We start from the raw sequence: 25,165 nt of genomic DNA on the forward strand, positions 1-25,165 counted from the left end.
GACCAATATTTCTATTGGTCTTAGGTGATTTGGGGGAACTACCTGAACAACTATTATTTTGCCATAGCTTCTAGTATCAATTCTGAATTTGTAATATTAAAATTGTTTATTTCAAAAATTTCATCTTGGTTCGCTGATTCAAAATAACCTAAACACATTTTATAATTTGAAACAGTTTTCATAAGATTCAGACTAAATGATATTGTTTGCTATTCGTTAATTACACTACAAAGGTATTCTACTAAGGCTGTTTAAACTTCCTGTAACTGACTAACAGAGAATATGTGTAGACCAAATGACAATATGTATAGACGAGCTGTTTAAATCCTTTTATGCTAAAGGCAGTAGAGTCAAATAATACTTTGACATTATGTGCTATATCGATAATCTTCGTAGCAAATAAGCTAAATTTATATATTGGTAGTTTTAACTTTGCATACTAATGGCATCACTTAAAGAATCCAAAAAAAAGAAAAAAAGGTTTTACAACCTCGTTATCATAATAGTATTGTAAATTATAATTGCTACAGGTTTTATGGCACAACTAGAATGGTAACATTTCAGTTGAAAATTGAATGTTTGTATTCAATCCTATAGTGTTTACCATATGACTGAAACAAATTCAAAATTTAAAAGGTATTTAAAGCTTCTGGGGAAAATTATCCTTGGTGTGTTATTGCTATTTTTTATTTTGGTTTTGATAGTTCGAACTCCATGGGCTCAGAACTTAATTCTATCTAAAGTCACTAATTACATATCAGACAAAACGAATACTAAGGTAGAAGTAGGCAAGTTATATCTTACATTCTCAGGAGACATACAAGTAGAGAATATATTTCTGGAGGATAAAAAGGGTGATACTTTATTCTACTCAAAATCACTGCAAGCAGATATCCCTATTTACCCCATTGTTTTTAAAAATTCATTAGCTATAGACGATGTAACATCTAAAGGTGTAGTTGCCCATATTAGTAGAGAAAACAATCCTGATGAATTTAATTTCACTTTTCTAATAGATGCGCTAACAACGCCTACAGATAAAAAATCAGCTACTTCTGAACCTATGGATATTTCCATAGGAAATCTAGACTTAGCGGATTGGAAATTGAATTACAAAGATGCCTATTTAAGAACGGACATAAACCTCATACTTGGCAACCTGAATGTAGACGTTACTGAATTTGATTTAGAAAAAATGAAGTTTTCTTTGGATGAATTAAATCTAAAGAATACCGAATTCACCTATAACCAAACACACCCGTTCCCTATTTCAGAAGATGCCATTAATACTACACTACCATTTATACAATTAGAAGATTTCAAAGTAGAAAATGTATTTGTTAGCTACAACAGCCAGCCCGCTGGTTTACAAACTCAATTTCAATTAGGCACTATTGAACTCACAAATATACTAGCAGATGTTTCTAAAAATAGATACGAAACCAATGACCTTTTATTTAAAGATTCACAGATAGATATTCAGATAACAAATGACGAAGCTGCACAAGACGACACAACAAGTAGCCCAATTTTTGAGTGGCCAAAATTTATCATTGCAGCAAACGATATTAACATTGGGAAAAATACATTTAGTTACACTTTAAATGGCAGTGCCAGTAATTCAGATACTTTCAACCCCGATGCATTTAAAATTCAAAATTCTCAACTGTTAGCTAAAAACCTGACTTACCAAGCTGAAAAATTCAATGCCGATGTTTCTAAGTTTTCTTTTTCAGAACCGAGTGGCATTCGATTAAATCAATTGGCTTTTAAGGCAAGTTTATCAGGTACCGAAGCCTCAATTTCAAATCTTGCTTTTGATATGAACCAAAGCTCTGCCAATGCCAACTTAGCTATTCAATTTAACTCCTTACAAGGAGCAATAAAAAATCCTAAAAAAAGTACTTTATCGGTAGATATATCTGACCTTAATCTAAGGTTAGAAGATGTAATGAAATTACTACCTGAACTTGCTAAAAACCAGTATTTAGATTCTTTGTCCGCGAAACCTATTACAGGTAATCTAAAAGCTATCGGTAGTCTAGAAAAAGTGAATGACTTTAATACGGAACTACAATGGGGAAAAGACACCAAACTGATTGCTAAGGGTAGTATTAACAATCTTACTACTATAGATTCACTTACATATGACTTGAACAATATTAGCATTATAAGTACCAAATTGGCAGTCAATAAAATAATATCGTCTAAAGAACTAGGTATTTCTATTCCAGAAACCATACTCGCAGAAGGGAGTTTATCTGGCGGAACCTCATGGGTAAATCCTGATATGAATATCAAAATACCTGAAGGTTCTGCTACTATAAAAGCGTTCGTAAATTTTGGCGAAACCATGAAGTTCGATGGTCAAATTTCTGTGGATAGTTTACAATTAGGAAAGCTTTTACAAAACGACCAACTTGGTAAATTATCTCTAAGAATTGAAGGTAAAGGTGCAGGTTCTGAACTAAGCAATTTTGATAGTACATTTGATGGTAGTATTACTCAATTTCAATTTGACGGATACGATTATAATGCCATAGAAATTACTGGAAATCTAAAGGACAGAAACGGTACAGTTACTGCGAATATCAACAATCCAAATTTGAACATGAAAGTCAATTCAACGATGGTACTTTCATCGCAAGAAAACAACATTGTTTTTACTTCAAATATTATTGGGGCAGATTTACAAGAACTAGGTCTCACAAAAAACAATATTAAGGTAGCAGCAAACATTAAAGGAAATTACATCGGTACACCCTCTAATTTTACCGTGAATACAACTATTGAAGATGGTATTACCATTGCCGATAATGAGCAATATCAAGTTTCAACAATTGCATTAAAAGCACATATAGAAGATTCGATTACAGATGTATCAGTTAAAAGTAATTTTTTAAATGGGCAATTGACGTCTAACGCATCACCAAATCGTATAACAGATGCTCTTAAAAAACAGTTAGAACAGTATTTCTCTACAGACGATACTACGATTGAAGTTGAAGATGATATTGATGCGAATTTGGCACTTGCCGTAATACCTACTCCCGTTTTATCTAAAGTATTTTTCAACGGTGTAGAAGATTTAGATTCTTTGAACATAGACGCTAGCTTCAACTCTAAAAAGCGAAAAATTTCGGCAGAAGTCAAAGTGCCACACATTTCATATGCAGGTAGCTCTGTCGACAGCTTAAATGCTTTTATAAAAGGAGATTCTGTAGACCTAAAATTCTCTGCAGGTCTGGCAGATTTAATTTACGAGCCTATTCATCTAAAACAAACGTATTTAGAAGGAAGCCTTAAAAACAAAGAACTATTACTTGACTTTAATTCTAAAAATGACTCTGTACCCATAATACATATAGCGTCGGGTTTGGTATTTCAAAAAGACACTTTAAAGCTTCATATTAGTCCGAAAGACCTCATATTAAATAAAAAACAATGGGGTATACCCGAGGACAACAACATTATCATAGCTGAGTCATTTTCAGATTTTGAAAACGTAATCTTAAGTAGAAATTCTCAAAAGATGGAAATTTCTAATAATATTCCGAAAATGGAATCGGACCATATCGGTATTCTGTTCGAGAATTTTCAATTACAAACATTCCTAAGCTTTTTTAATCCTGATGAAGCATTGGCAAAAGGTAAAGTCGAGGGGAATTTCGTGATTATTAATCCGTATAACGCTTCTGGGTTGGTCGCAGATATTGATATTAAAGATTTTCAGGTCATGGAAAATCCGCTAGGCACATTAACCTTAGACGCATCTTCGAAATCATTATCTGAATATGATTTTTATTTGGCATTAAAAGATGGTGGTGCAAATATTACCTTAACCGGAGACTATGCAGCGAAAGAAAACACTGCCGACCTAAACATGGAGCTCGACATTCAAAAATTAGAAGCCAAGGTTATTCAAGGGCTGTCAAATGAGCAATTATCTGATGCTAAGGGGTATTTAAATGGTAGTCTTCTTATAAATGGCACACTTACCGAACCAAAGTATTCTGGTAGAATAAATTTCAATGATTTTAGTTTAACGTTAGCGGCGTACAAATCTACTTTTGCTTTAGATAACGAACATATAGATATTGATCAAGATGTATTATTGTTCAACTCCTTTGCCATTTATGATATCAATCAAGGTACATTAACTGTAGATGGCACTATTATTACGAAGAGTTTTGCAAATCCTGATTTTGATCTTTCGGTTAAAACTGACCAATTCAGGGTATTAGATTCTAAAAAAGGTGATAACGAACTTGTTTATGGTATTGCCACTATTCAAGCTGATTTAACAGTAAAAGGAAATTTAGAGCTACCAGTTATAGATGGTAAATTACGCGTGCGAGATGTTACCGACCTAACTTACATTGTACCTCAAAACGAGCTAGATATTCAAGAACGAGATGGTGTAGTTATTTTTGTGAATAGAGAAAATCCCGATGCCATACTTACCCAAAGTGATGGCGAAAAGTCTGATTCATTTTTTGCAGGAATGGATATCAATACCATTTTAGAAATAGGAAATGATGCAAAATTCACTATTCTTCTTGATGAAAAGACTAATGACAAACTACAAGCATCTGGCGCTGCAACGCTGAATTTGAACATAGACCCAAACCAAGATATTCGATTATCGGGTAGGTTAGAATTAGATTCAGGTTTCTACAGAACAAGCTTGTACAATTTGGTGAGTCGTGAATTCAAAATACAAAAAGGCAGTAGTATAGTTTGGGGCGGTGACCCGTTCGATGCTAAAATGGATGTGACAGCTATTTATGAAATAGAAACTTCCGCATCATCATTAATGTCATCTATAAGTTATGGTACAGATAATAGCGTTTCTGGCTCATACCAGCAATCTACACCCTTTCTTGTATACCTAAATATTGATGGTCAACTTATGCAACCAGAACTTTCATTCGCCTTAGATATGCCCGAAAGTGCTCAAGGCAATTTTGGTGGTGCCGTATATGATCGTATACAACAACTGAACAAGCAAGAATCTGAGCTAAACAAACAGGTTTTCTCATTATTAGCCCTAAATCGTTTTTATCCAACTACAGGTAGCGATGGTAGTAACGGCGGTGCCATTTATATTGCAAGAAACAATGTCAATAAAGTACTGTCAAATGAACTAACCTCAATTTCGAACAAATTACTAGGGAATACAGGTTTTGAATTGGGATTTGATCTAGATAGTTTTGAAGATTATGAAAGTGGTACTGCCCAAAGTCGCACACAACTAAACATTAATGCGAGTAAGAAATTATTTAATGATAGGTTAATTGTGTCTGCTGATAGCGCCGTAGATATTAAAGGAAGTGCCGCAACAACAGAAACTGAAACTCCTATAATAGGAAACGTTACTTTAGAATACTTATTGAATGAAGAAGGCACGTATAGAGTAAAAGGTTTTAGAAAGCAAGAATATCAAAACATTATAGATGGACAATTGATTATAACCGGAATAGCCTTTATTTTTAACCGCGAATTCAATAAATTCAGCCAATTGTTCAGTCCGCTAAAAAAGGAGAGTTCAGAAGAAAACTCTTTAAAAAAGAACGGAAAATCAAAAGAAGAAAAAGAGAAAATTGAAGAATAAAAATTTCATATATCGAGCATTATTCTGCCTAATACTATTGCTTGCCTATTCGTGTGCTATAGAAAAATATATACCAGAGGGAGAGCAACTCTACACAGGAGCAATACTTAAATTAACTTCCGACAGTGAATTCCAAGACAAAAAAGAAGTTAAGTCAGAATTAGTTGATCTTATAGAACCAAACCCTAACACCGAATTTCTAGGAATGAAACCTGCCTTATTCTTTCATTATAAAGCACAGCGAGAAAAACCAGGTTTCCTTTATAAATTCTTGAATAAGACTTTTGGTGAAGAACCAGTTTATTTTTCTAATGTAAATCCAGAGCGTGTAGAAGAATTGATGTTGAATAGATTAGATAATAAAGGATTTTTCTATAGTCGATCTAATTCTGAAACAATAGCAAAAGAAAAATTTGCTTCGGTCAACTATACCATCAATCTACCTGAACCTTATGTTTTAGAAAATTACAATCTAGAATCTGATTCGTTACCAATATACAAGGAAATAGAAAAAATGCTACCTAAGACAATCCTAAAAAAAGGAGATCGATTTGACCTCGATTTATTAAAAGCTGAACGAGCAAGATTAAATAACGGATTGAAAAAAAAAGGTTTTTACAACAGTCAAGAAGCCTTATTGATATTTGAGGCAGACACCAATCAATACAGAAATAGAAAATTCGACTTATTTCTTAGGCTTAAAAAAGATGTTCCCTCGCGGGCCTCTATTCCATATTCTATTGATTCTATCACTGTTTACCCAAATTATTCTATCGAAGGAGATTCCTTACCGTTAACAAAAAAAAATATTGTCCAAGTAGATAGTATAGACTTTGTTCAAAACGAATTGTATTTTAAACCCAAACTTTTAAAATCTTATTTATTATTCAATGTAGGAGACTTATACGATGCCAACATTTCAAAACAAACTAGCAATAGATTATCTGCATTAGGGAGCTATAAATATGTAAACATTCAATATACAGAGTTAGATACCACTGCAATAAGTAGTGATAGAGGGTCTTTAGCTGCAAATATTTATTTAGCACCGTTGACAAAACAATCTATTAGAGCAGAATTACAAGCAGTTTCGAAATCTAACGGGTTTACAGGACCTGGAATTTTACTTAGCCATACCGATAGAAATATTTTTAATGGTGGAGAAACATTGAGTATTTCGGCAAACTTCTCTTATGAATTACAATTATCTAGCGGCAGTAATTCTAACCTAAGTAGTATTGCCGGTGGCTTAAGTGCTGATCTAGTAATACCCAGATTCATACCTTTTTCCCCTAGTAGATTTAAGTACGCAGTACCCAAAACCAAAATATCAATAGGCGTAGATTTTCTACAACGTAGTAATCTATTTACTTTAAATTCGGTAAATAGTAGTTTCGGGTATACTTGGAAAGAAAATCAATACGTATACCACACCCTTGACCCAATTAGTATAAACTACTCACAATTATCTAATGTATCGGATGAGTTTCAAGATATTCTTGACGACAATGCATATTTAAGCCAAAGTTTTGAGCAACGTTTTATTGCTGGGTTGTTATATAGCTTTACCTATGATGAAGTATCTAATCTTAACAAAAATAAACCTATATATTTTTCCACGAACTTTGACTTAGCTGGAAATTTATTGAGTCTTGCAAGCGGTAGTTCTAATACCATTTTTGGCTCAGAATATGCCCAATACACTAAAGTAGATGCAGATTTACGACTGTACCTACGATGGAAAAAAGAGCGTACTTTGGTATCTCGTTTATATGCTGGTTGGGGCATTCCATATGGTAACAGTTCTACCTTGCCTTTTGTTAAACAATTTTATTCTGGAGGTCCTTATAGTGTACGTGCTTTTAATATACGCTCTATCGGTCCTGGTAGCTTTTACTCGGACTCCGATGATAACACAACAGATTACTACGACAAATCTGGAAATCTAAAACTAGAAGCCAATCTTGAGTACCGTTTTCCATTAGTATCTTATTTAAAAGGTGCCTTCTTTGTTGATGCCGGTAATGTTTGGCTAACAGGCGATTATTCTAGTCTTGTTGAAGATTCAACCAGTTCTTCATCCTTGTTACTTTTTACAGATGGTAAATTCGATAAAGATTGGTTAAGCGAGGTAGCGGCAGGGGTAGGTTTTGGTTTGCGAGTAGACATACAAAGTTTCGTAATTCGTTTAGATCTAGCTTCGCCTTTACGCATACCGTATTTAAATAAAAATGAACGTTGGAATGTACCTTTCTTTGGAAATGCAGATAACAATATGACTTTAAACTTTGCTATCGGATATCCTTTTTAAATATTTTAACTGAAACTGAGTAGTTAGTTACAAGGCGATGGTTAAATGAAATATGATATCTGGCTGAGCACAGTCAAAACCTCTCATATACAAACTAATAGTACTCAAATGAAGCCGAGCGGACAATCGTGTTCTACCACCATAGTTTAAACTCCTTTATTAATTTCCCCACATTCTTTGCCACAGGGCAGCCATTAACCGTTTGGCATCTCTTTTAAACTTCGGTCTCTCTTCTACAATTAAATCATCACCATCTGGCACTAATTTATAACTGAATGCAAATTGGTTTTCATTTTCGTTTAAGCTAATGAGTCCGAATCTTAGGTCGTTAAAATACAGCTGCCCATCATTTTCGGTAATCGTATACCAGCCTTCGGTTATTTTTATAAGTCGCTCTATTTTATCGTTACTAGACCATTTACCCAGTAGTTCATGATTTTTAGGATACGATGTAAACGAGATAGGCTGCGTATCAAAGAAAGAATAATCTCCCATTAAATAAGCATCTTCAGTATCTATATTTGCCATCCACAGTAACGTATTCAATGGTGCAGGTCTTGTATTCATTTCATTATTAGAAATACCTTGTTCCTCAAGCGCATTTTCAAATTTCTGAAAAGCGATTCCTTTTAATATCAATGTTAAAAGTAAATACGTAGAACTAATGATAAGGCCTAACGTGTTATATTTTCTTCGTTTTGCAGAAGTACGTTTTTGAAACATAGCCAGTATCAAGAAGACAATAAACGGAACCGTATACAAAGGATCTATCACAAAAACACTCTGAAAAGCCAATCTTGTTTTAAACGGCCAGAATAATTGTGTGCCCCAGGTAGTAAACGCATCTAATAACGGATGCGTAAAGAGCCCCCAAAACATGAGCCAAGACCATTCTTTCCAAGTAGCCGATTCTCGCTTGTTTATTTTCCAGACCAGCCATCCAAAAACGGGTGCACATACTACTGAAAAGAAAATTGAGTGACTAACTCCCCTATGCCATTCGGTAGCAGTAACGGTATCTAGAAAATAGCGTGTTATTACATCTAGATCAGGAATTGTACCAGCGATAGCTCCGTAAAGCATAGCCTTATTGCCCACTTTCTTACCAAGAACCTCCTCGCCAACTGCTGCGCCAAGTACAATTTGTGTTAATGAATCCATATGATGCCTAGCCCCCTAGCCCCCACAGGGGGAATTAATAAGTGTTGTTATATTATTTTATAAGTTAAAAATCAATTTGTTGACTTTGAGTTCTATTCTATTATCCCCATCTTCTTTAACAGAAAAGAAGCGTTCATATTCTGGCAAATACCGTCTTTAAACGTGTAATCGAAATGTAGTTCGTTATCTATGATTTCCGCGTCAAAATAATGGTTCTTAACCGCATCATATTCATTGGCGACTTCACAGAGGCTAAGATCATGGGTAGCAATAATACCAGTAGATTTACTCTTTACCAATCGCTCTACAAATTTTCTTGAACCTAAAGCTTTATCTGTACTGTTTGTTCCTTTCAAAATTTCATCTAAAACAATGAAATAGCGATCTGTTTGTATTTCGTCTACAATGTATCTAAGTCGTTTTAATTCTGAAAAGAAGTAAGATTCATCATCTGTTAATGAATCTGTGGTACGCATACTGGTAATTAGTTTTATTGGGGAATAACTTACAGATTCAGCACAAACCGGCAAACCTACATTTGCCATCATTATCTGCAGCGATACCGTTCTCAAGAACGTACTCTTACCAGCCATATTTGCACCGGTAATGATAAAAAACTGTCCGCCATCAATAGTAATATCATTTAATATACTTTTCGCTGGATCTAATAACGGGTGACCAGCATTTTTAGATTTCAATACCACTCCGTCATTGGTAATCGTAGGATATGTGAAATTCGGATGGTTAAAAGCGAAGTTCCCTAAACTACTATACGCATCAAAAAATGCGATGGTATTGAACCAAATTTCTACACTTTTACCATGCGCCTCAATCCATTTTTCAATAGCAAGACAATCAGTTAATGAGCGAAGGAAAAACCCGTTCGCAAATATTAAATATAGTAGATTATTATTACGATCTAGGTTACTTAAAAGTGATGCGAATTTCTTTAGAACTTTAGAATTATGTTCACCATTGCTTAAAATGTTTTCCTTTTGTTTTTTCAATAAATCTGATGTGAAATCAGTCTTTTCTATCATTGCCAATAGTTGATTGTACTGATCAAAAGTAGATTTCATTTTGGTAGCACTCTGTCCTAAATTGGTTACCTTTTTTGTAAATAGACCAACGATGATCATACCTAGAACCAACCATGTAATCAATATAGATTCCGGTAGGTAATCCAAAAAGTATGCAATAAAAATAACCACTGAAATAATTGAAAATACTAGCGGAATAAACTTCATTGCCTTTGGCACAAAAGACTCATAATTCTTTAACCATTTGGCAATGGTATGTGTAGAAGTTTCTGTTATTGTTAATGCTGCCATTGCAGAAAACTCTTGTCGCCAATCTACTTTTTTGCCAATTTCAGCAATAGCTTCTTGCTTTTCAGTGATGTCGTTTATGGAATTCTCTTTATAGATATCAGCTAATAAAAGGCTACCCTCAGCAAGTTTTGTTCTGTTTGAAATTTGATAAAAAGACCCTTCACCAAACAAGTCTATATCTTGGCTGAAAAAATGAATGTCATCGGCAAATTCTTTTCCGTTAGGTAATTTAGAAAAGTCTCTTTTTAGCACTTGTAACTCTACTTGATTGAGATTTCTTAGCTCCTCAATTTTAGCTTTTTGAAGTTTTAGATTTGTGTACTTACTTACTAAAAACAAGAACAATGGTATACCTACAAATAACACAGCAACCACATATTTCGCATTTATAGAAGCGAAATAAAGGGCAGCGATAGTACCTAGAAATATCAATAATCGTAGCGTGCTAAATAAAAAGAGTTTCTTATTTAAGGCTTCAATAAGCGCATCAAACTTTTGTACGCGTTGGGTATAAAATTCCTCTAAATTATTCATGAATATCAACCTATTATAGAAAAGGCAAAGATAACCTTAGAAAGTGGTTTCTATAAATGGAAAGCAGATTTAAAACACTCATTTCATTCTATAAGTTATCTACAGCAACACCTTCATAGGTAGTATAATTTATTTTTAACAAATTCACCATACGAAGTTCGGTTTTAAGGTCTTCTATAATTCCCATTTTCACACCAACGTCTGCTTTTATGGAGACTGTTGCAACACTTTTTAAATGTTCTGGCATTGACGACAAAGCTTGCAATGCATAATCTCCGACTTCATCTACGGTTATAAATTTATTATCCATTTGAATTCTGGGCTCATCTCCCAAATTTGCATTACTGTCGTTAGTAGGCTTGCCTACATAAATTTCTATAACTCGATCTTTCTTATCTAACTTCTCGGTCTCTGTTGCCGTCGGCAAGGTATTTTCCACCAACAAGTTTTGATTCTTCATAACAGTAACTGTCATAAAGAAAAAGAGAAGTATAAAAACGATATCTGGCAATGATGCTGTTGATACGGGCGGTAAGCTTTTACTAGATCTATATTTGTTAAATTTTATCATGGTCTTAGTTATTTACGGTTTCTGGTTCTAGAATTTTCTGTGGATAAAGCGCCCTAATAATTTCAAGACGTTCTTTTAATTGCCCTTTTTCCTCCTCACTAATCTCTTCATTGTAATAATCAGAATAAATGGTTTTATAAGGGATATTAAACAATCGTAAGCTCTCTCTATCTCGTAAGTCATTATAAGCTGCAAGAACTTCGTTTTGCACAGCCACATAAACCGAATATCCACTATTACGCTGTGCCTTTATAGAAATAATTGCCTTATCAGGATTCTCAGAGGAATCTGAGAATCTATTTCCTTTACAATAATTGCAATACCCTTCTGCTTCTAATGGTAATCCTCCGTTATCAATAAACGTGATTACTTTCTCTCTAAGGTTTTTAGGGTCTATAATATCTCCTTCTGCCATTATTAAATCAGCGTCATTTATACTGATTTCAAAAAGATTACGCTCTTTAATGTCAACACTATTGTCCTTAATATTGGGAGGCATAGACCGATTAAGCCCCGAATCATTTTCTATAGTAGTAGTTACTAAAAAAAAGATGAGTAATAAAAAAGCAATGTCTGCCATTGAACCGGCATTTACCTCTTGAGAGTTTCTGTGGTTTTTCATAAATAGTGGTTTTAAGCACTATTAAGTACTGAAAATTGACCGTTAAAGGAAAGTTAGAATGAGGGAATGGTGGTTTTGAGTGAGGGAATAGACTTTTCTTATTAATTATACAAGGTTTTAGATACCTAGTACTATAGTGCTTCCAACTCCGCCTTCACTTTTTTAGTCAATTTAGAAACCACCAAATCATAAGAATGGTCAATAAGTTCCTTTGTGAGCTCTTTAGATATTTTGTCTAGGTATACTGTATTCCAATGCTTTTTACTCATGTGCCAGCCCTCTATTATGCCATCATGCTCTTCACGAAGTTCTATGGCTCTTTCTGGGTCACATTTTAGATTTACGCGTAATGGCACATTTTCTAATCCGCACAGGGCGAACATTTTTCCCATTACTTTAAATACCAGCGTCGTCTCATCAAAAGGAAAAGATTCGGTAACTCCTTTTTTTGAAATACAATAGTCTCGGTATTCTTCAACGTTCATGCTATTGAGTTTTTAGACTATAATTTGATTAAGGTCAAATACCGTAAACAGTACCCGACCTTAAAATCATGGTACTTTTTAGATACTTGTAGAATCGTAAACGATCACCTTAGACCATAGGCTTTCAGATTCAGCAATAAAAACTTTATGTGGTGCCTCATCTTGATATGCTTGCTGAGATTCAGCAGAGTCAAAACTTACAATTAAGGAGTAGGTAAATGAACCATCTACCACATCTCTACTTGCTTTTGGTGGCTTGCCAATAAATTGCGTTTTGGCATACTCTGAGTTATCTAAAAACTTTCGTAAAGAAGTTTCAAAAGCAGTACGGTCTGCTTGATTATCTGGATTTTTTAACCAGAAAAATACTGTATGAGAAAAATTAGAATCGAATTCTGTCATTTCGTTATCATTTTGACCAAAAGTTACTGTGGTCATTAGTGTTATTACAAGGATACAAATTACGTTTTTCATTATCAATTTTAGTTGTTTGTTGTTATTTTTCGAGTAAGTCAATTTGTTTTTGCGGAATCTTAAGTGCAGAATAGTCAAGTTTCCACCCAATGGTTTCTACTATTTTCTCCATAATCAAAACAGTTTGTAACGCTTCTTTTCTAGCAGTATCCATTAATCCGCTTTCCGGGATTTTTTCACGTATATGTGCTTTTGCCTCTGCATTTAGTTTAGTAAGATCATCTGGAGCAAAAAAATTGAAAAATCCGCTTTTAATATCGTAAAATTCCAATTCAGGTTCAATACTTAACACTTCTGGCTGCGGAAAATTATCAAGAACTATCTTTTTGTTCTTCTCATCGGCATGCATTAATAACTTGCTTAAATCATAGCCAATATGTGCTTTTGCCTTAATGACCACCAGTGCTTTCTTTTTGCTACTTACTAGACTTAGAAAATCTTTTACATTTTCATACTTGTAGATTTCGGCAAACTCACCTTCTACAGTTATCAACTTGCAAACGCTTTTCATTTTCTCTAATAACACGGTAGACTGGTGCGTTGTTATCTCTTTACTTTTCTTGCCTTTAAAAAAAGTAAAAAGCCAATACATGCCTATTGCACCTAAAACTAAACCAAGAATGGTATCAAATATATTATCCATTTTTACTTCCTATTTCTCCTAAATGAGTAAACTTAAACCCTTTATCATATTTGAGTCCGTAGCCAAAGATACGGTCCATAGCTATATGTAAAAAAAGAATTGTACCTATTAATTGAATTATAGGCGACATAAAATAGATACCTATAAAGTATAAAAGTATGGCTACACCTCTGTGATGAAACACGTTATAAGAGATTGCGCCTATTTTTGAACCTAGCAAGTAACCCAACATGGATATATCTGGGGTCAGAATTAAAACAGGCAGCCACCACCATTGGTAGCCTAATAAGCCGAACATAAAAATGCCAAGAATCATTAAGGCTAACTCCTCTAATTTCATTAGATTTTTCATAATTATTCTATTTTAAAAAGTACCGGTCTGCTTGGGCTTGCATCGTTCTCGAAAGGCGCTACTTGTAAGTTTAAAAAGTACGAACCATCAATAATCGCATCTGGTACAAAAATAAATTCGGTGATAGTTGCACCAAGTCGAATATCGCCATTAAAATTCCAAAATGCTTTGTGCGCCAAAAGCTTACCATCATCTTTTTCTCTATCGACAGAAGGTAGGTCTATCAACAAATGCTCCACACCCAATTCCCGAATAAACACCATAGCATCTTCTAATATGTAAGGCGGATTCGTATGAGAATACTGCCTATTTCGCTTTGACACAGTATTAGGTAACGTTCGTATCACTAATGCTCTTGGAGAATGATTACCCAATAAATTTTGAAGTTGTTCTTTTGTGATTACCACATCTCCATTTTCTTCGGATGGATGAACAGTAATCACCTCAGCCAAAAAGAAAAATTGATGTAAATTCTCGTTTACAGATTGATGCGCTGCAGATATATGCCCAACACATTCAGTATGCGTACCATGCGAATGCGGATTGAAAGATATATCATAAAAATTAGTACTCGACCCCGCCGCTATACTCCCCGTAAAATCCTTCTCTCGATGTGGTTCTATCTTTGGAGCATCAACATACCAAGCGTTTACACTATCATCTTTATTGCTTATGGATATAGAGATATCTAAGGGTTTAGACAGGTCTATTTGATACTCTTTGGCATTATGGGTTATGATAGCTTTCATTGTATTTAACCTCAATTTACTTGGTAACTTTGAGATAAGAAAATTACAACTTTTTGGGCGGTTATGAAGTAATGATTATAGAAGTGGGAAGTTATTGTGTTCCAAACCTGTTCTCGATACTATTTTTCATTTCCATTTCACTTCAATAAAAAATCACTCGAACTGACAAAACGCTTTATTCTATTTCAAATTCACCATAAACAAATCTGACGCAATGCCATCGGCTAAAAACATTCCTTTTTTGGTAGTCTTGAGGATTTCGCCGTCTACGAAAAGTAAATGTTCTTCTATAAATTTATCAGCTTGCATTAGCGCATATTCTTTGTATTTAGGTCCGAATTCAGTTGATATTCTAGCTAGAGAGACACCCCAGATAGTCCGCAAGCCTGTCATAACATACTCGTTATATTTATCGGTCGAAGAAAGTACTTCCACCTCCATAGGTAATATATTTTGCTCTATGGATTTTATATACTTTGGGTTGTTATTAATATTCCACCCCCTCTGTAAACCATCAAACGAATGTGCAGACGGACCAATACCGATATATTTTTTCTGCTGCCAGTAGGCGGAATTATTCTTAGAATAATACCCAGGTTTTCCAAAATTGGAAATCTCATAACAATCAAATCCTGCTGTAATTAAAGTCTCGTTCAGCAGGTTAAAATGCTCTTGCGTTTCTTCGTCAGTAGCGGGAGTAATCAATCCATCTTCCACAAACTTCGCAAGTGCAGTTTTGGGCTCTACCGTAAGGGCATAACTAGAGATATGCGGAATATTAAAACCAAGTGCTTTATCAATATTCTGTTTCCAACGTTCTAAAGTCATGTTCGGCATTCCATAAATAAGATCGATCGAAATATTATCGAAATACTGACTAACCAATTGCAAACATTTTTCTGCTTCCAAAGCATTATGCGCTCTGTTCATCAGCTTTAAATCTTCCTCAAAAAAGGATTGAATGCCTATACTTAATCTATTTATTGGGCTATCCGCCAATTGCAGAATTTTTTCTTCAGACAAGTCATCAGGATTCGCCTCTAACGTAACTTCCGGATTGTTTACAACATTATAATATTCATGAACCGCATCTATCAACTGCTCAATTTCCTCAGTCTCTAAAACAGAAGGTGTACCACCACCAAAATATATAGTTTCAACTTGTTCCCCAAAAAATTCCGTCTTACGTATTTCCAACTCTTTACATAATGCATTCACCATCGCCTCTTTCTTCCCCATAGTGGTAGAAAAATGGAAATCACAATAGTGACACGCTTGTTTACAAAATGGAATGTGGATGTAGATACCGCTCATGTGTTCAATTAGCAATAAACAGTTAACAATTATGCTTGTTTTTTAATCCTTGTAGATTTAAGTATAGCAAACATTATTTTAGAAAGTTCATCAGCGTTTTCAATTAGCCCATTCGCAATTGACAATTCAATATATTCTGAATCCTTTAAAAGGTTTAACCAATATTTAGTCTCTAAACTTTCTTTATAAGCAATTGAAATCTTAGCTGAAAAATCGGCTTTTGATATCGCGCCATTAGCTTCTGCTATATTCGCACCCACAGAAGTTCCTGCTTTCAATAGTTGTTTCGATAGAACATACTCTCTTTTATTCTTCGTTAGTTCTTGATATAATTTGACAATTTGTAAAGCAAAATCATAAGATTTACTCAAAAGAGGATTTTCACTATTCATAGCCAATTAATTATTGTTAACTGTTTATTGATTATTGGTCATTGTTAAGGTTTTTTAACTCGTTTCTCATTCTGCTTCACAAAAGCATCCCAACCAGAGTAACTTTTACCGACTACGTCTATTCTTCCTTGATTATAAAAATGACATACAGCAGCAGCAAGTCCGTCAGTGCTATCTAGATTTTTTGGGAGTGTTTTTAGTCCCAATACGCTTTGTAGCATTCTCGCAACTTGTTCTTTACTGGCATTTCCATTTCCGGTAACCGCCATTTTAATTTTTTTGGGTAGATATTCAGTAATCGGTATTTGACGTGATAGTCCCGCTGCCATAGCAACACCTTGTGCTCTACCTAGTTTAAGCATCGATTGTACGTTCTTACCAAAGAAAGGTGCTTCAATAGCAATCTCATCTGGGTGATAGGTATCTATCAATTCGATAGTACGCTCAAAAATGAGTTTTAATTTGGTGTATGGGTCGTTATATTTTTGAAGAAGCAATTCGTTCATTTGAATAAACTCCATCTTTTTACCTACCACTTTTATGAGTCCGAAACCCATAATAGTCGTACCTGGGTCAATACCCAATATTATTTTCTCGTTCGCCAAAATGCTTAGTTTGTATTTAATTGAACCGGAATTCGATATTTAGTATTCACCGGAATCCCTCTTTTTAAAGCGGGTGCAAGTTTAGGAAGATTCTTTAAGCTTTGCGTAATTACTCCATCAAATTCTGGCATTTGATTTAATACCAGCGCGTTTTTATAAATATCGGCAACTCTTATTTTACCTAAGGTATCAATAACAAAAATAACCTCAACGGTTTCACTTTTCTTATCGGTTAAGGTGAATTCAAAATCATTTAAGGTTTCTTGAAAATGGGAGATTAAGGTTTCTTCAAAGCAAATCTTTTGCTGTTCTTTGGTAACCGCTTCATCACAAGTATAGAAAAACGGATAAGAATCTACACTGTTCCAATCCATATGGCGCAATTCCTCATCTATAAGCTCTTGCGTTCTTTTTTGTTTAGATTCAAAGAACGAACATGAACTTATAAGTATCATCAAAAGAAAAAACACAACTCGTTTCATTACACCTGTTCTACAAGTGAAATTACGATTTTTTTAAGGAGTTTAATCTTTGGTAAAATGGATTTCTTCCTTTAATGCAGAAATACGTTTTTTAGCAGTTTCATAATAATACGGATGCTCATTCGGGTAATCATATAAAAAATTCTCATAATAGGTTAATTTCTTCTAAAGAATTCATGCAAATTAGTAAAGCCAAGGTATAGACCTCAGCTTTACAAGCTAAAACATGTTATGAATAGAATACTTACTTTTTAATTTTAATTTCAACAACTCCATTTTCACCCTCCTTACCATATTTTTCTATGGCTTTTTCATCTTTAAGAATAAAAATACTTTCAATAGTATTTGGGTCTATAGCTTCCATTTCTAGTTTAGTGATTTTTCTATCATTAACATAGTACAATGGCTCCAACTCAATATCTTTCGAAATTTCGGAAACCATGTTTGAAATATCATCATCCTGTAATTTAAACTGTACAGGAATAGAAAAAGGAACATTCACAGCCACACCATCATTTTTACCAGGTGTCATTTTTGGTAATCTTTTAATAATACGTACAACCTCATCTTCGAGTAATTTATCTGGACCTCGTAGTTTAATATTCTCTATAATTCCCTCAGAATTAATATTAAACATAACACTTACCCTACCCTCTATATTAGCATCTTGAGCCTCTTGTGGGTAATTAAAATGTTTACCAATATGTTGCTGCATTTTTTCATTAAAGCAAGCACGTTTATCAGCAGCATCTTCACAGCCAGGGAAAATTGGAACCTCGTCAACTACGGCAAAAGGAACAGCATCATCTTGAACCTGGATTTGCTTTGCAAGATCTGAGTTTAATTTAAAAAATTCAAAATCATCTTCCAAAACCTTCGATTCAATATGCATTTTAGCATTGATAAAAACCCCATCTGGCGCTGAGATTCCAGAGCCCTTGGGAGCCTTTGAAAAAGTAATCTTAGATTGTTTATCCTTCACTATCATTGACCAGTCCTTAGGTTGTACAGAAAGCTCAATCAGCTGACCATAAAACTGTTTGCTTTTATCTAGACTAAGGTTGTCAATATTAGCTACCTCAAATTGTGGATGAAGATTATCTTTATTCTTGGAATTTATTTCACAACTGGTGTACAACAACATCCCCAGCACCATAGGTATTAATAGTAAATACTTCAACTGCCAGATTTTTTTTGATTTTGATTTTTGTAACATGATTATTCGTTTTTTGATTAATGATTGTGTAAAAAATTGATTGATGAATGATATATATTCGGTCTGAAAAACCTGAGCCAATAACTGCTCATAATGATCTGTTTTATGTTCTTTTGATACCTGAGCATCGGCAATAAATTCATGTAATTCTGAAATACGATTTTGATATACGTACACTAGCGGATTAAACCAGCCTACAACTCGCATCAGCTCAAAGAACAACAAGTCGTAAGTATGCCTTTGTTTTATATGTACCAATTCATGGGCTATAATAGTATCATGCTTCATGCGTAATACACGGTCACCTATAAAAATGGATTTAAAGAATGAGAATGCAATGCTACTATTGGCGATAACAATTTGCGTGAAAAACGGATACTGAACTTTTTTCCCACTTTTTCTCAAGAGATACAACTGTCTTATTTTTAATCCGAATAACAACAATGCCACTAGCATTCCGCCATAAAAAACACCTTCTTGCCAAGTAAGATTCCAGCTGGCTGATTCTTCAACTTGAACAACAACTGCTTCATTTTGTAATCCCCATAAATATTCTGGGTATTGGGCAAATGTCTGCGGTACTTGCTGCTTAAAAGCTTCAATTTTCACCCAAGGCAATATCAAAGACAAAACAAAGGTTCCGATTAAATACACCCGATTCCATTGAAAAAAGGTCTCTTTCTTTAGAAAAAAGTCATAAATGACCAAGAAAAGAAGCTGAAAGGCGATGCACTCCAAAATGTATTGTATCATGGTTTCTCCTTTTTAATTTCATTTAATACCGACTCTAATTCAGAAAGGCTCATATCATTTTTCTTCATAAAAAACGACACCATACTTTTAAATGAACCTTGAAAATAGCCGTCTACCAATTTGTTGATGGACTGATTACTGTAATCTGATTTCATCACCAAAGGGAAATATAAATACCCTTTTCCTAACTGTTCATGATCCACAAAACCCTTGCTTTCTAAAATCCGAACAATTGTAGAAACGGTATTATATGCTGGTTTTGGTTCAGGTAATTTTTCAATGATCGATGCTACGTTACATTTCTGTAATTCCCATAACACAATCATCACTTCTTCCTCTGCTTTTGTCAACTGCTTCATTCAACTAATCTTTTAGTTCTATGTTCAAATATAACTAAATATTTAGTTTAAACTAATTTTATAGTTGAAAAAATTACTTTTGATAGGTGTTCATGTAACAAATGCAACCTATATTAGTCTTATAAGTAACACTTACTATTTACAATGGATATATTTTTATTAGTACTAGGGTTCATTTTAATGCTCGTAGGTATTTTAGGGAGCTTCTTACCAGTTTTACCAGGACCACCAATTAGTTGGGTAGGTCTTCTTTTACTGTATTCCACAAGCGCCATTACCATGAATTGGACGTTCTTAGGCATTACACTAGCTATAGCTTTAATAGTTTTCGGATTAGATTATGTGATACCAGCCATTGGAACAAAAAAGTTTGGAGGTACGAAAGCGGGAGTTATCGGCACCACCGTAGGATTGTTAGTTGCCTTAATATTTCCTATACTAGGACCATTCGGAATTATTATATGGCCTTTTGTTGGTGCTTTAGTGGGAGAACTACTGAATAAAGCGGACAAAAAAACCGCTACTAAAGCGGCTTTTGGATCTTTTTTAGGATTTTTAACGGGTACTTTTTTGAAATTTATGGTCGCCATTGTTTATTTGGGACTCTTCATTTCAAAAGCTTGGGAACATAGTAGCGCCCTATTTCCTTTCTTTAATTAACGGAGATATTACTCCGTTATCCATTCTGTTTTACTTTCGATAGGCTTGCGTTTACCATCGGTCAATTCTTCATCGAAATTACCCATATAGAAAAAACCTAAACATTTTTCACCTTCGGCTAAAGTTAAAAACTCGCCCATGTGTTTTATGAGTCCCGGTGAAGACCAATACGATCCAATACCCATTTCTGTACATTGCAACCACATATTCTGCACTGCCATAGCAACTGCTGCAACCTCTTCCCATTCAGGTACTGATTCATTTATATCTCTTTGCATACAAATAGCAATAATTGCACCCGCCATTTTTGGATTCTCTTGCAACTTTTTAATCTTCATTGCTTTTGGCTTCGGATCAAGCTCCTCATATTTTTTAGATAAGAAAGCTCCTAGTCTACCTTTTGCTTCCCCTTGAATCACTTTAAAACGCCATGGTTCTGTACACCTATGGTTAGGTGCCCAATTTGCAGCCTCTAACACCTTTTCTATATCTGCCTTTGCAATTGGTGTATCATTATACTGCACCGGAAATACCGAGCGTCTCTTTTTAATTATATCAAATATCATAGTTTCATTGTTCGTTTATTCGCTGTGCGCAATACGCCAAGCGCAGCACGCTCTATTTTCTAATCAAAGTAAAATTAACCCTTCAAAAACTCATTCTGTGTTAGATAAGTATTAAAACTTATCTTCTAAAAGTAATTCCATACAATTCTTAAGAACCGGATTCGTATGTTCCTTTTTCCAAATTACAGATAATTCTGCTCGTTGAGGAATATCTTTTAGTTCCACAAACTTCACCCTCATTTGAAATCCGTTTTGTAAAGATGTAGGTACAATGGCGATTCCCATGTGATTTTCTACCAGCTTAAAAATGGTATGGGCATGAACAGATTTATGGGAGACTTTAGGTGCAAAACCGGCATCTTGACAAATACTCATTATAGTGTCATAATATAACGGACTATAAGCCTGACTGAATAAAATAAAATCTTCATTAGCAAATCGTTGCATTCCGTCAAACTCCCTCGTTAACATCGGGTATTTTTCTGGTAATACCAACGAAAAGGTATCTGTAAACACCGTTTTCATTTGTAAGGTACTTGGCACTCGTGCAACACGCACAAAACCCATATCTAATTGATCATTTAAAACCGCATCTACTTGGGCAAAATTAGAAAGCTCTTCTAACGATGTTTTTACCTTCGGATAGTTTTCCTTAATCTCTAATAATAATTTCGGAATTACCTGTTGCATAGCCGAACCTAAAAATCCAATTCGTAACTCTCCACTATTACCATCACCCACCAATTTCAATTGCCGTTCTACTTTATCCATATGATTAAAAATGAATTCAACTTCCTTTTTTAGGTAGTGACCAGGAGGTGTTAATGCCACTTTTTTATTATTTCTTTCGAACAATTGGGTCTCTAAAATCTCTTCCATCTGCTTTATCTGCCTGCTGAGGCCCGGTTGCGAAATAAATAATTTTTCCGCAGCCTTTCTAAAGTGCAATTCTTGTGCTACTGCTAGAAAGTAGGTTAGATGCCGTAATTCTATTTGATTACTCATAGTTATCGATTGATGACAAAATTGATATTACCAAGTATCAAAAATAGATATTAATTTTAATAAAAATATTGAATAGGCAAAGCTATGGGCAAACAGACGTTTAAATTGGGTGAAGATTGGCTTAACGCGGGGAAAGCAATGCAAATTGTTCATGGTGAAATTAGCCCCATACTGTTTAAAGCTACAGAAGATAAAATAACTAAAAGCTGGAAAATTGTACAGAACATTGTAGATAAAGGTGATCCTGTTTATGGTATAAATACCGGCTTCGGACCATTATGTACCACCAAAATATCTAAGTCAGAAACAAATATTCTACAAACTAATATACTTCAAAGTCACAGTGTAGGCGTTGGTGACCCAATCGCAAAAGACATCGCTAAATTAATGCTGATTCTTAAAGCACAATCGTTGGCAAAAGGCTATTCGGGCATTGCATTGAATACCTTAAATAGAATTATTTGGCATATCGATAATGATGCTATTCCTGTTGTTCCATCTCAAGGATCAGTAGGTGCATCAGGAGATTTGGCGCCGCTTTCCCATTTATTCCTACCGCTTATTGGCTTAGGTAAAGTAGAATACAAGAATGAAACCATATCAACGAAAACACTTTTTGAACTAACGGGATTAGAACCAATCGCTTTAGGTCCAAAAGAAGGTCTAGCACTTATTAACGGCACACAATTCATAGCCGCCCATGCTGTAAAAGTAGTTGCCCAACTACATTCAATTTTAGCACAAGCAGATGTTATTGGCGCTATGATGATAGAAGGTTTGCAAGGTTCAGTTAAACCATTTTATAATGAACTTCATGCACTACGCCCTTTTAAAGGGAATGTACATGTAGCAAAACGTGTGAAGAAATTATTGAAGGGTTCTGAAATTATGGAAGCCCATGTAGATTGCGAAAAAGTACAAGACCCCTACTCCATTCGTTGCATTCCACAAGTACATGGTGCTTCGCGAACAGCATGGTTACACCTTAAGGAATTATTAGAAGTAGAATTAAACTCGGTTACCGACAATCCTGTAATCATAGATGAAGAATTGACCATTAGTGGCGGTAATTTTCACGGTCAGCCTTTGGCAATGGCACTAGATTATGCCTGTTTAGCAGCATCAGAAATTGGGAATATATCTGACCGTCGAATTTATTTATCCTTAGAAGGTAATAGTCCCGGTGTACCAAAACTTCTTATGAATGACACCGGTATAAATTCCGGATACATGATCTTACAATATACCACCGCAGCATTGGCAAGTGAAAATAAGGGACTTTGTTTTCCGTCAAGCGCAGATAGTATTCCAACTTCACTTGGTCAAGAAGATCATGTAAGTATGGGATCTATTGGTGGTAGAAAAGCGTTACAGGTTATTGGTAATGTTGAAAAAATATTGGCAATTGAATTATTGACTGCTGCACAGGCTTTCGAATTTAGAAAACCGTTAAAATCTGGCATATATCTAGAAGAAGTACACAATGCCGTTCGCAGCCAAGTGGCTTTCGCAAGTAAAGACCGCGTATTTGCAGATGATATTGAAAAGGGTATTGCCATGATTAAAGATCAGACCATACTAAAAGTTATTGACCGTGTACAAGCAGAACATAACATATCTTTAAAGACAAAACACTCAGAAGAGTTCGAAAACTACTAATCTAATGACAAAAAGAACACTTATAGGTCCGTTTAAACAGATACTACCCATGACAGGAATAAAGCTCAAAGGAGCTATTTCTGACCATGAGCTTGAAGTGATTGTTGAGGGCGGAATTTTAATCGAAGACAACCACATCTTAGCCACAGGGAATTTTGAAGATTTAAAATTGAAATATCCAGAAGCAGGTGTTCAATTGCTAAAAGGAAACCATGTTTGTGTACCTGGTTTCGTTGATGCTCATACCCATATTTGTTTTGGTGGCTCACGTGCTAAAGACTATGCCATGCGAAATGCCGGAAAATCATATTTAGAAATTGCACATTCTGGCGGTGGCATTTGGGATACCGTTACCCAAACCAGAAAAGCAAGTATAGAGGAGTTAACGAAAAGCACTATAAAAAGAGCTAATCGTCATCTTAAAAATGGAACGACTACTTTAGAAGTTAAAAGTGGCTACGGACTAACCGTCGATGAAGAACTGAAAATGCTTCGTGCTATTAAAGAAGCCGATAAAGAAGCATTGCCTGAATTAATTTCTACTTGCCTTGCAGCGCACATGTTACCCAAAGATTTTGATGGCTCAGAGACCGAATATTTAAAAATGACTTCTAAGGAGTTATTCCCCATTCTTAAAGAAGAAAACCTAACACAACGTATTGATGCGTTCATTGAGCAAAGTGCTTTTTCTGCGGATGATATACAGGCATATTTTTCAAAAGCTAGTCAGATGAATTTTCACATTACCGTGCACGCAGACCAATTTTCTGCAGGTGGTAGTAAAGTAGCAGTTGAGTTTAATGCGATAAGCGCAGATCATTTAGAAGCAAGCGGAGATACAGAAATAGAATTATTAGCACATAGCGAGACTATTGCAGTAGCACTACCAGGAGCTTCCTTAGGTTTAGGATGCGACTTTACTCCCGCTCGTAAACTGTTAGACGCAGGTGCAGCCCTTGCCATTGCAAGTGACCACAACCCTGGCTCTGCACCAATGGGCGATTTACTGACCCAAGCCAGTATTCTTGGAACATTTCAAAAATTAACGAATGCCGAGGTCTTGGCAGGAATCACTTTTAGAGCTGCAGCAGCATTGAAACTAGAAGACAGAGGAAAATTGGAAGCGGGACTACTAGCGGATTTAGCCGTTTTTCATTCAGATAATTATCAAGATATTCTGTACAATCAAGGAAATCTAAAACCGTGTATGGTTTGGAAAAATGGAGAGTTGGTTTTTGATCGACATAAGTAGTTGTTGGTTGTTGGAAAACAAACCTCTAGACCCAAAACCAAATAAATTTATTTAA

Annotated in this window: 22 protein-coding genes; 5 read left to right on the top strand and 17 right to left on the bottom strand. The window is 34.9% G+C overall.

The genetic code is table 11. The annotated features are described in order from the left end of the window. The first annotated feature begins 607 nt into the window (after positions 1-607). Both Q4500_RS06920 and Q4500_RS06925 read left to right on the top strand, forming a co-directional pair. Positions 608-5,614 carry a translocation/assembly module TamB domain-containing protein gene (locus Q4500_RS06920; RefSeq protein WP_303598963.1) on the top strand — a complete coding sequence of 1,669 codons (5,007 nt, stop codon included), beginning with the start codon at positions 608-610 and terminating at the stop codon, positions 5,612-5,614. Next, on the top strand, positions 5,604-7,925 hold the full coding sequence (locus Q4500_RS06925; protein ID WP_303598964.1) for a BamA/TamA family outer membrane protein: 2,322 nt from the start codon (positions 5,604-5,606) through the stop codon (positions 7,923-7,925). The genes Q4500_RS06920 and Q4500_RS06925 overlap by 11 nt, the downstream gene beginning before the upstream one ends. A 159-nt stretch (positions 7,926-8,084) precedes the next feature. Here the strand turns inward: Q4500_RS06925 and Q4500_RS06930 are convergent, their stop codons facing one another. The 15 genes from Q4500_RS06930 to Q4500_RS07000 form a co-directional block, all read right to left on the bottom strand. Continuing rightward, on the bottom strand, positions 8,085-9,086 hold the full coding sequence (locus Q4500_RS06930; RefSeq protein WP_303598965.1) for a metal-dependent hydrolase: 1,002 nt from the start codon (positions 9,084-9,086) through the stop codon (positions 8,085-8,087). 92 nt (positions 9,087-9,178) lie between these two features. Next, the gene (locus tag Q4500_RS06935; RefSeq protein ID WP_303598966.1) at positions 9,179-10,951 is read right to left on the bottom strand and encodes a DNA mismatch repair protein MutS; all 1,773 of its coding nucleotides are present in this window, start codon (positions 10,949-10,951) and stop codon (positions 9,179-9,181) included. An 88-nt stretch (positions 10,952-11,039) separates the two neighbouring features. Further along, on the bottom strand, positions 11,040-11,522 hold the full coding sequence (locus Q4500_RS06940; RefSeq protein ID WP_303598967.1) for a biopolymer transporter ExbD: 483 nt from the start codon (positions 11,520-11,522) through the stop codon (positions 11,040-11,042). Between the two features lie 4 nt (positions 11,523-11,526). Then, positions 11,527-12,144, bottom strand: a complete 618-nt coding sequence (locus Q4500_RS06945; RefSeq protein WP_303598968.1) for a biopolymer transporter ExbD — start codon at positions 12,142-12,144, stop codon at positions 11,527-11,529. 131 nt (positions 12,145-12,275) lie between these two features. Continuing rightward, positions 12,276-12,629 carry an MmcQ/YjbR family DNA-binding protein gene (locus tag Q4500_RS06950; RefSeq protein WP_303598969.1) on the bottom strand — a complete coding sequence of 118 codons (354 nt, stop codon included), beginning with the start codon at positions 12,627-12,629 and terminating at the stop codon, positions 12,276-12,278. 78 nt (positions 12,630-12,707) lie between these two features. After that, the gene (locus Q4500_RS06955; protein WP_303598970.1) at positions 12,708-13,103 is read right to left on the bottom strand and encodes a Dabb family protein; all 396 of its coding nucleotides are present in this window, start codon (positions 13,101-13,103) and stop codon (positions 12,708-12,710) included. Positions 13,104-13,125: 22 nt separating this feature from the next. Next, positions 13,126-13,746, bottom strand: coding sequence for a DUF4230 domain-containing protein (locus tag Q4500_RS06960; protein WP_303598971.1), 621 nt, complete (start codon positions 13,744-13,746; stop codon positions 13,126-13,128). After that, positions 13,739-14,098, bottom strand: a complete 360-nt coding sequence (locus tag Q4500_RS06965) for a DUF4260 domain-containing protein (RefSeq protein ID WP_303598972.1) — start codon at positions 14,096-14,098, stop codon at positions 13,739-13,741. Before Q4500_RS06965 ends, Q4500_RS06960 begins: the two co-directional genes overlap by 8 nt. A 2-nt stretch (positions 14,099-14,100) precedes the next feature. Next, positions 14,101-14,847, bottom strand: a complete 747-nt coding sequence (locus Q4500_RS06970) for a cyclase family protein (RefSeq protein WP_303598973.1) — start codon at positions 14,845-14,847, stop codon at positions 14,101-14,103. A gap of 180 nt (positions 14,848-15,027) precedes the next feature. Continuing rightward, positions 15,028-16,161, bottom strand: coding sequence for a radical SAM family heme chaperone HemW (gene hemW / locus Q4500_RS06975; RefSeq protein ID WP_303598974.1), 1,134 nt, complete (start codon positions 16,159-16,161; stop codon positions 15,028-15,030). 29 nt (positions 16,162-16,190) lie between these two features. Further along, complete coding sequence (locus Q4500_RS06980; RefSeq protein WP_303598975.1) at positions 16,191-16,553, bottom strand: four helix bundle protein; 363 nt, start codon at positions 16,551-16,553, stop codon at positions 16,191-16,193. 44 nt (positions 16,554-16,597) lie between these two features. Further along, positions 16,598-17,158, bottom strand: a complete 561-nt coding sequence (gene ruvC, locus Q4500_RS06985) for a crossover junction endodeoxyribonuclease RuvC (protein WP_303598976.1) — start codon at positions 17,156-17,158, stop codon at positions 16,598-16,600. Between the two features lie 5 nt (positions 17,159-17,163). Further along, complete coding sequence (locus tag Q4500_RS06990; protein ID WP_303598977.1) at positions 17,164-17,640, bottom strand: hypothetical protein; 477 nt, start codon at positions 17,638-17,640, stop codon at positions 17,164-17,166. A gap of 244 nt (positions 17,641-17,884) precedes the next feature. Continuing rightward, positions 17,885-19,609, bottom strand: a complete 1,725-nt coding sequence (locus tag Q4500_RS06995) for a TonB family protein (protein ID WP_303598978.1) — start codon at positions 19,607-19,609, stop codon at positions 17,885-17,887. Continuing rightward, complete coding sequence (locus Q4500_RS07000; protein ID WP_027065069.1) at positions 19,606-19,968, bottom strand: BlaI/MecI/CopY family transcriptional regulator; 363 nt, start codon at positions 19,966-19,968, stop codon at positions 19,606-19,608. Before Q4500_RS07000 ends, Q4500_RS06995 begins: the two co-directional genes overlap by 4 nt. A 144-nt stretch (positions 19,969-20,112) precedes the next feature. Here Q4500_RS07000 and Q4500_RS07005 point away from each other — a divergent pair, with 144 nt between their 5' ends. Beyond that, entirely contained in the window at positions 20,113-20,628 is a 516-nt protein-coding gene (locus tag Q4500_RS07005; RefSeq protein ID WP_303598979.1) for a DUF456 domain-containing protein, read from the top strand. An 8-nt stretch (positions 20,629-20,636) separates the two neighbouring features. Here the strand turns inward: Q4500_RS07005 and Q4500_RS07010 are convergent, their stop codons facing one another. Both Q4500_RS07010 and Q4500_RS07015 read right to left on the bottom strand, forming a co-directional pair. After that, positions 20,637-21,194: a nitroreductase gene (locus Q4500_RS07010; protein WP_303598980.1), complete on the bottom strand. Its 558-nt coding sequence runs from the start codon at positions 21,192-21,194 to the stop codon at positions 20,637-20,639. Positions 21,195-21,305: 111 nt separating this feature from the next. Next, positions 21,306-22,199: a LysR family transcriptional regulator gene (locus Q4500_RS07015; protein ID WP_303598981.1), complete on the bottom strand. Its 894-nt coding sequence runs from the start codon at positions 22,197-22,199 to the stop codon at positions 21,306-21,308. Positions 22,200-22,283: 84 nt separating this feature from the next. On the opposite strand from Q4500_RS07015, the gene hutH reads away from it, so the two are divergent. Together hutH and hutI are read left to right on the top strand one after the other, a co-directional pair. After that, positions 22,284-23,858, top strand: coding sequence for a histidine ammonia-lyase (gene hutH / locus Q4500_RS07020; RefSeq protein WP_303598982.1), 1,575 nt, complete (start codon positions 22,284-22,286; stop codon positions 23,856-23,858). 4 nt (positions 23,859-23,862) lie between these two features. Next, positions 23,863-25,110 carry an imidazolonepropionase gene (gene hutI / locus Q4500_RS07025; protein ID WP_303598983.1) on the top strand — a complete coding sequence of 416 codons (1,248 nt, stop codon included), beginning with the start codon at positions 23,863-23,865 and terminating at the stop codon, positions 25,108-25,110. Positions 25,111-25,165: the final 55 nt, after the last annotated feature.

The organism is Maribacter sp. 1_MG-2023 (genome assembly GCF_030547005.1).
In the GTDB taxonomy this organism is placed as follows: domain Bacteria; phylum Bacteroidota; class Bacteroidia; order Flavobacteriales; family Flavobacteriaceae; genus Maribacter.

Excerpts from the sequence above, each read along its gene's own strand:
- Q4500_RS07000 (WP_027065069.1), bottom strand. The coding sequence starts at position 19,968 with ATGAAGCAGTTGACAAAAGCAGAGGAAGAAGTGATGATTGTGTTATGG.
- Q4500_RS06950 (WP_303598969.1), bottom strand. The coding sequence starts at position 12,629 with ATGAACGTTGAAGAATACCGAGACTATTGTATTTCAAAAAAAGGAGTT.
- Q4500_RS07005 (WP_303598979.1), top strand. The coding sequence starts at position 20,113 with ATGGATATATTTTTATTAGTACTAGGGTTCATTTTAATGCTCGTAGGT.
- Q4500_RS06935 (WP_303598966.1), bottom strand. The coding sequence starts at position 10,951 with ATGAATAATTTAGAGGAATTTTATACCCAACGCGTACAAAAGTTTGAT.
- Q4500_RS06990 (WP_303598977.1), bottom strand. The coding sequence starts at position 17,640 with ATGAAACGAGTTGTGTTTTTTCTTTTGATGATACTTATAAGTTCATGT.
- Q4500_RS06940 (WP_303598967.1), bottom strand. The coding sequence starts at position 11,522 with ATGATAAAATTTAACAAATATAGATCTAGTAAAAGCTTACCGCCCGTA.
- Q4500_RS06970 (WP_303598973.1), bottom strand. The coding sequence starts at position 14,847 with ATGAAAGCTATCATAACCCATAATGCCAAAGAGTATCAAATAGACCTG.
- Q4500_RS06955 (WP_303598970.1), bottom strand. The coding sequence starts at position 13,103 with ATGAAAAACGTAATTTGTATCCTTGTAATAACACTAATGACCACAGTA.
- Q4500_RS06995 (WP_303598978.1), bottom strand. The coding sequence starts at position 19,609 with ATGATACAATACATTTTGGAGTGCATCGCCTTTCAGCTTCTTTTCTTG.
- Q4500_RS07010 (WP_303598980.1), bottom strand. The coding sequence starts at position 21,194 with ATGATATTTGATATAATTAAAAAGAGACGCTCGGTATTTCCGGTGCAG.
- Q4500_RS06920 (WP_303598963.1), top strand. The coding sequence starts at position 608 with ATGACTGAAACAAATTCAAAATTTAAAAGGTATTTAAAGCTTCTGGGG.
- Q4500_RS06945 (WP_303598968.1), bottom strand. The coding sequence starts at position 12,144 with ATGAAAAACCACAGAAACTCTCAAGAGGTAAATGCCGGTTCAATGGCA.
- hutH (WP_303598982.1), top strand. The coding sequence starts at position 22,284 with ATGGGCAAACAGACGTTTAAATTGGGTGAAGATTGGCTTAACGCGGGG.
- hutI (WP_303598983.1), top strand. The coding sequence starts at position 23,863 with ATGACAAAAAGAACACTTATAGGTCCGTTTAAACAGATACTACCCATG.
- Q4500_RS06980 (WP_303598975.1), bottom strand. The coding sequence starts at position 16,553 with ATGAATAGTGAAAATCCTCTTTTGAGTAAATCTTATGATTTTGCTTTA.
- Q4500_RS06960 (WP_303598971.1), bottom strand. The coding sequence starts at position 13,746 with ATGGATAATATATTTGATACCATTCTTGGTTTAGTTTTAGGTGCAATA.
- hemW (WP_303598974.1), bottom strand. The coding sequence starts at position 16,161 with ATGAGCGGTATCTACATCCACATTCCATTTTGTAAACAAGCGTGTCAC.
- Q4500_RS07015 (WP_303598981.1), bottom strand. The coding sequence starts at position 22,199 with ATGAGTAATCAAATAGAATTACGGCATCTAACCTACTTTCTAGCAGTA.
- Q4500_RS06930 (WP_303598965.1), bottom strand. The coding sequence starts at position 9,086 with ATGGATTCATTAACACAAATTGTACTTGGCGCAGCAGTTGGCGAGGAG.
- Q4500_RS06965 (WP_303598972.1), bottom strand. The coding sequence starts at position 14,098 with ATGAAAAATCTAATGAAATTAGAGGAGTTAGCCTTAATGATTCTTGGC.